This is a genomic window from Streptomyces sp. NPDC004561 (assembly GCF_053602155.1).
Window position 1 is genome coordinate 1 of sequence record NZ_JBSGDB010000891.1, and the last position, 1,537, is coordinate 1,537.

Here is a 1,537-nt window from a genome sequence, read left to right on the forward strand (position 1 = left end):
GGAGGGACGGCGGCGGCCGGTCATCGTCCCGCCTCCCCGGCCGGGGCCGACGGGCGGCGGGCGACGACGGTGTGGGTGATGCCCGTCTGCCAGCCCGGCAGCGGCAGCACCCGCACCCGCTCGAACCCGGCGCGCCGCACCCGCCGCGCGAGCTGCCCGGCCGTGTCGAAGGCGACGACGCTGCGCCACAGATGCCGGTAGAGCGGCCCGTCGCCGAGCAGTGTGGCGACCGGCAGGACGATTCCGCCGCACACCGCGCTCCACACCGCGCGGTGGACCGCGCGCCCGCTCAGCGCGTACTCGTGCACCGCCAGCCGGCCGTGCGGCGCGAGCAGCCGGTACGCGGCGGCGAGCACGGCGTCCGGATCGGCGGTGTTGCGCAGCAGGTACGCGGCGAAGACCGCGTCGAACGGGCCCCGCACCCCGGCCTCGGCCAGCCGTTCCACCGGCGCGTGCACGAACCGCACCGGCCGCGGCCAGGGCCGCCCGGCCGCACGCCGCAGCATGCCCGCCGAGGCGTCGACGGCGGTGATGTCAGCGCCGGGCAGCACGGCGGCCAGAGCCGCCGTCGAGGCGCCCGTGCCGCAGCCGAGGTCCAGCACCCTCAGGCCCCGGCCGCCGCCGGACAGGCCGAGGCGGCGGGCGGATCGGCGCAGATGGGCGTGGTAGCCGGGATTGGCCGCCACCAGCGTGTCGTAGCTGCGGGCGGCGTGGTCGAACGCGGCGGCGAGGTCGGCGTCGCGCAGCACGGGCATGCCATCTCCGTAACGGGGTCGTCGGGTACGGGCGTCAGGCGAGGGGGGCGCTTCGGCGCGGGGTGAGCGGTAGGTTCAGGGCCGAGCCGAGCATGGCGGCGACGGGCACGTGCAGCCCGATGGACAGGTCCTCGGCCAGGCTGGTGCGCCCGTCCAGGAAACGCAGCAGGCGGGGCGCCGGCACGCGGGTGAACAGGCGGGTGAAGAAGGCCGGGCCGTCCACCCGGCCGTGGTCGAGGGCGTGCAGCAGCACGGCGTCCATGAGCCGGGAGCGGGCCGAGTGGGCGCGCGGCGGCAGGGGACGGCGCCCGGCGTGCAGCGCGGCGGCCACGGCACCCGCCTGGCGCTGCACAGCGCTGAACGTGTAGCCCGTCGCGGGCCGGGTGGCCCCCGCCGCGGCCCCGATCGGGAACACGGACGCGGCGGTCCGCCGGGGGAAGCCCGCGTCCGTCATCGGGATCACCCCCTGTTCGCACCCGAGCACCTCGTGGTCGCCGGTCTCGAGGATCCGGGTCGTGTAGTGCCGCAGCGCGCGGTCGTACGCCTCCCGGCCGAGCGCGCGGCGGGAGAACTCCGTGTACTCGACCAGCGCCTCCCGCGGGCCGGTCGGCAGGACGTAGCCGAACGACAGACCGTGCGCGGGCTGGGGGGTGCGGAAATCCATCAGCTCCACGGTCCCGGGATCGAACACCGGCCTGCGGGTGCGGACGAACCAGCCGCGGAAGTGCTGCAGCAGGGTCGTACGGGCCGGCGGCAGACGCGCGGGCGGCCGGGAGTCGAAC

Annotated in this window: 2 protein-coding genes; both read right to left on the reverse strand. The window is 77.1% G+C overall.

Features of this window, described 5'->3' with window-relative positions:
* Positions 1-20 precede the first annotated feature (20 nt).
* Positions 21-755 carry a class I SAM-dependent DNA methyltransferase gene (locus ACWEN3_RS46465; protein ID WP_452984474.1) on the reverse strand — a complete coding sequence of 245 codons (735 nt, stop codon included), beginning with the start codon at positions 753-755 and terminating at the stop codon, positions 21-23.
* Between the two features lie 34 nt (positions 756-789).
* Positions 790-1,537: lycopene cyclase family protein (locus ACWEN3_RS46470; protein WP_452984476.1), on the reverse strand; the 748-nt coding region annotated here is incomplete at its 5' end.

Coding starts and splice junctions, on each gene's coding strand:
- ACWEN3_RS46465 (WP_452984474.1), bottom strand. CDS start 755: ATGCCCGTGCTGCGCGACGCCGACCTCGCCGCCGCGTTCGACCACGCC.